A 3,499-nucleotide genomic window follows, 5' to 3' on the forward strand; every position below is an offset into this window, starting at 1 on the left:
TGATGTGTAGCAATTGTGTTATAACAATCAATTTAAGAGGGATTCACAACGCTTGGCATTTTTGCTTCTACTTCAAATTTAGTGTTTATGGCACAATGCATTAGGTTTGGGGGAGGCGTTGTTCACCCCTTAATTGGGCGTTAGGTTTCGGAAGGAGATTTATGGAAATCAAAGACTACAGTGACGACTTGTTGGTAGCTATAAGCGAGCTGTATTTAAGCTCTAGGGTTTCTACATTTAGTTGGCTTGATACAGGTGACTATGAGCTTTCAGACTTTAGCCGTGACACAGAAGGTGAACGTGTCTTGGTGGCTGTTGAAGGTGGTGAGGTATTAGGGTTTATTTCAATTTGGGAACCAGAGAATTTTATTCATCACCTATATGTTTCGAATAACCACCAAAGGCAAAATGTTGGCACTCGGTTGTTAGAGAAGGCGAAGTCTTCATATCGTAGCTTGAGTCTAAAGTGCATGGTAGAAAATGAAAGGGCTATTGGCTTCTATGAATCAAAAGGGTTCATGAAAGCACAAAAGGGCGCTGATAGCTTGGGAGATTATTATCTCATGAAGTTTGGCGCACAAACCTAACAAGCAATTCAAGCTGATTCGCAACGCTCTGCGCTTTCGGTTTCAATTGGTTTTGTGATTACGGTGAAGTGTTTGAGTGCTTTGGCAGCGTTGCTCACAACTTAATTGGGCGTTAGGTAAATTTATTGGAGATCGTAGTTGTTGGAAGAAGTTTTTAAATCGAGATTGTTTTGGTTTGTGGTGGGAGCAATCTGTACTTTGTTTGGCGTAGCACTGAAAGTCTATTTCGCAAACAAAAGTTCCAATAAAAAATTATTTTTAGAAAACGTTACTGTTGAAAGAGGGAAATGGCGAGAACAACTTAGAGAAGAAGTTTCATCTTTCAGCGCGCTAGCATCAAAACACTATCATTCAGTTAAAGATCTTGAAGGTGGGCTAGCTAGCAAAAAGTTCTCGCTGGATATTCAAGAGCTCAATGAGTTACGTGTTAAGGTTCGACTTCGCCTAAATCCGCATGAAAATATCGATAGTTATGATACAAAATTAGTTAGAAGCATGAGCCGCGTATTATTACAGTTTGAGGCACAGCGCTACGATAGACTGGATAGAGAGTTGTTGCGTATTGAACGATGTACGCAGCATATACTCAAAAATGAATGGGACAAGTCAAAACGTGAAGCTATAACAGGTAAAATGGAAAAGTCTCGTCATAAATCATTTACCTAACAAACTGTTCAAGAGGGATTCTCAACGCATGGCATTTTTACTGTGCGTTGGTTTGAGTGATTAAGGTAGTATGCAGTAGCTCAGGTATTGCGTTGCTCACCCCTTAACAGGGCGTTATGTTTACTTGTATTTCAAAGGCTTAAAGGTCTTAGGCTTGAGTTCTTTGTCCCTCTGGCAATTCGTCCCTAGTAGACTCAGCAAATCCGCATTGTCGGCCTAAGTTCATGAATTACTCAGGCCGTAAAACATGCCAATGTCTGGATTGCTTCATTGYCAAGTCGTGGCGGTCGGTTTCATGTTTAACTGGCTTAAAGTCGCTTTTAGATTCTTAGCCAATCAGCATTTCGGCTTGGCAGTTGTCTCGGCAATTTTCTATTGTCTGCGCTTTGGTTGGAAAGAAAGGGCGCTCGTTAGAGCTTAGTCGGGTTGCCTCATTGGGCAGGGAAGTGGAATTACTCGTTTCTGATTGGTCGCCTTTGGTGGCCAAGTTGATTATTACCTTGTGGTTTGGTTCAGAAAACCAGTCAGAAATTGTAGTTCTTTCTCAATTAAATCATGTATTTGTGGTAAAACATAACAATAAATTTAAGCAGATTCGCAACGCTTGGCATTTGGGGTTTGAATCAGCTTTAGTGTTTACGGCACAATGGTTTAGGTAGGGTGGTAGCGTTGCTCACTACTTAATTTGGCGTTATGTTTTAATGTGATTTCAATGGCTTAAATGCCTTTGAGTCGTTCTTTGCCCCTTTAGCTACTCGCTGGGAGTAGACTCAGCAAATCACCATTGTCGCCCCCGTTCTTAAACCACTTAGCCTGTAAAACATGCCAAGGTTCGTGGGTTGCTTCATTCGATTTTTAGGTGGTTTGGTCGTTTTGTTTCTTTGGTTCAAAGTCGCTTTGTGCGTACTTCCCAATCAGCCAATAACCTTGGCAGTTGCCTCGGCAAATCGCCATTGTTCTGCGCTGCTTTTGCTAAGAAAGGGCGCTTGTTGAAAGCGTATCGGTTTGCCTCATTAGCAGGGAAGTGGGCTTACTCGTTTCTGGTTTTGCGCATCTGGCGGTCAAGTGAGTTCGAGCTTGTGATTTGGTTCAGAAATATAGGTATGCATTTCAGTTCTTTGCCAAGTAAATCAACGAATTGTGCTAAAACATAACAAAGCATTTAAGACGGATTCTCAACGTTTGGCAATTTCAGTTAAGGTCAGCTTTAGTGCTAAAAGTGCCAAGGTTTAAGGTTGGGTGGTCGCGTTGTTCACCACTTAATGCGGCGTTATAGCTCAGGTCAGCATCGCTTTCAAAAAATTAACTACGTTAATAACGTACAGTTTTGCTATCTGTACGTTACTTGCGTATACTTTGCGTATGAAAAGTATATTTGTCGAATCGACCATATTTGAAAAGTACCGTAATGAGTATCTCAGCGATGAAGAGTTTAGACTTTTTCAAACTGAATTAATGTCTAACCCGAAACAGGGTGATGTGATTCAAGGTACAGGTGGTTTGCGAAAGATTCGAGTTGCAAGTAAAGGCAAGGGCAAGCGTGGTGGCTCTCGTGTTATCTATTACTTCCTCGATGAAAAACGTCGTTTCTACTTGCTGACAATTTATGGCAAGAATGAAATGTCCGATTTAACCGCAGACCAAAAGAAACAATTAAAGGCTTTTATGGAGGCGTGGCGTAATGAGCAATCGTGACCTATTTACAGAGTTAAGTTCAGCTATTATTGAGGCTAAAGAACATTCTGAGGGTAAGTTAACCCTTAAAACTCATCAAGTTAACGATTTCAGTGATTTAGATATTTCACCTAATGAAATCGTGAGTATTCGTGAACAATTTAATATGTCTCGTGGTGTGTTTGCACATTTACTGCATACATCATCTCGTACATTAGAAAATTGGGAACAAGGGCGTAGCGCACCAAATGGACAAGCGGTAACCCTTTTAAAATTGGTTCAGCGTCATCCAGAAACCCTGTCACACATCGCTGAGCTATAACAAACAATTTAAGAGTGATTCAGCACGTTTGGCATTTTTGGTTTGAATCTAGTTCAGTGTTTACGGTGTTCAAATTGGGTGTAGGGGTAGCGTGCTTCACACCTTAATTGGGCGTTAGGCAAAGGGCAGAAAAGTTCTTTGTTCTAATCTTCTTGCTCCCTCTGGCCACCTGCTTTTCTTAGTCGGCAATTCTGTATTGTCGGCTCAAATTCTTGAATCTCTCCAACCGTAAAACATGCCAAGATTCGTG

5 protein-coding genes are annotated in these 3,499 nt (G+C 41.2%); all 5 read left to right on the forward strand.

What is annotated here, in order from left to right:
* Window positions 1-161: 161 nt before the first annotated feature.
* Window positions 162-587 carry a GNAT family N-acetyltransferase gene (locus ELS82_RS24365; RefSeq protein ID WP_134837699.1) on the forward strand — a complete coding sequence of 142 codons (426 nt, stop codon included), beginning with the start codon at window positions 162-164 and terminating at the stop codon, window positions 585-587.
* 138 nt (window positions 588-725) lie between these two features.
* Window positions 726-1,253, forward strand: coding sequence for a hypothetical protein (locus tag ELS82_RS24370; protein ID WP_134837700.1), 528 nt, complete (start codon window positions 726-728; stop codon window positions 1,251-1,253).
* Window positions 1,254-1,699: 446 nt separating this feature from the next.
* Window positions 1,700-1,912 (forward strand): hypothetical protein, encoded by a 213-nt coding sequence (locus tag ELS82_RS24375; protein WP_167489523.1) that lies wholly within the window; start codon window positions 1,700-1,702, stop codon window positions 1,910-1,912.
* 703 nt (window positions 1,913-2,615) lie between these two features.
* Complete coding sequence (locus ELS82_RS24385; RefSeq protein WP_134837701.1) at window positions 2,616-2,948, forward strand: type II toxin-antitoxin system RelE/ParE family toxin; 333 nt, start codon at window positions 2,616-2,618, stop codon at window positions 2,946-2,948.
* The gene (locus tag ELS82_RS24390; RefSeq protein WP_134837702.1) at window positions 2,935-3,249 is read left to right on the forward strand and encodes a helix-turn-helix domain-containing protein; all 315 of its coding nucleotides are present in this window, start codon (window positions 2,935-2,937) and stop codon (window positions 3,247-3,249) included. Before ELS82_RS24385 ends, ELS82_RS24390 begins: the two co-directional genes overlap by 14 nt.
* Window positions 3,250-3,499: the final 250 nt, after the last annotated feature.

This window comes from Vibrio ouci, from assembly GCF_004551525.1.
Lineage (GTDB): Bacteria > Pseudomonadota > Gammaproteobacteria > Enterobacterales > Vibrionaceae > Vibrio > Vibrio ouci.

Bases quoted from the DNA above. Each gene is read 5' to 3' on its own strand.
- ELS82_RS24385 (WP_134837701.1), top strand. From the start codon at position 2,616: ATGAAAAGTATATTTGTCGAATCGACCATATTTGAAAAGTACCGTAAT.
- ELS82_RS24365 (WP_134837699.1), top strand. From the start codon at position 162: ATGGAAATCAAAGACTACAGTGACGACTTGTTGGTAGCTATAAGCGAG.
- ELS82_RS24390 (WP_134837702.1), top strand. From the start codon at position 2,935: ATGAGCAATCGTGACCTATTTACAGAGTTAAGTTCAGCTATTATTGAG.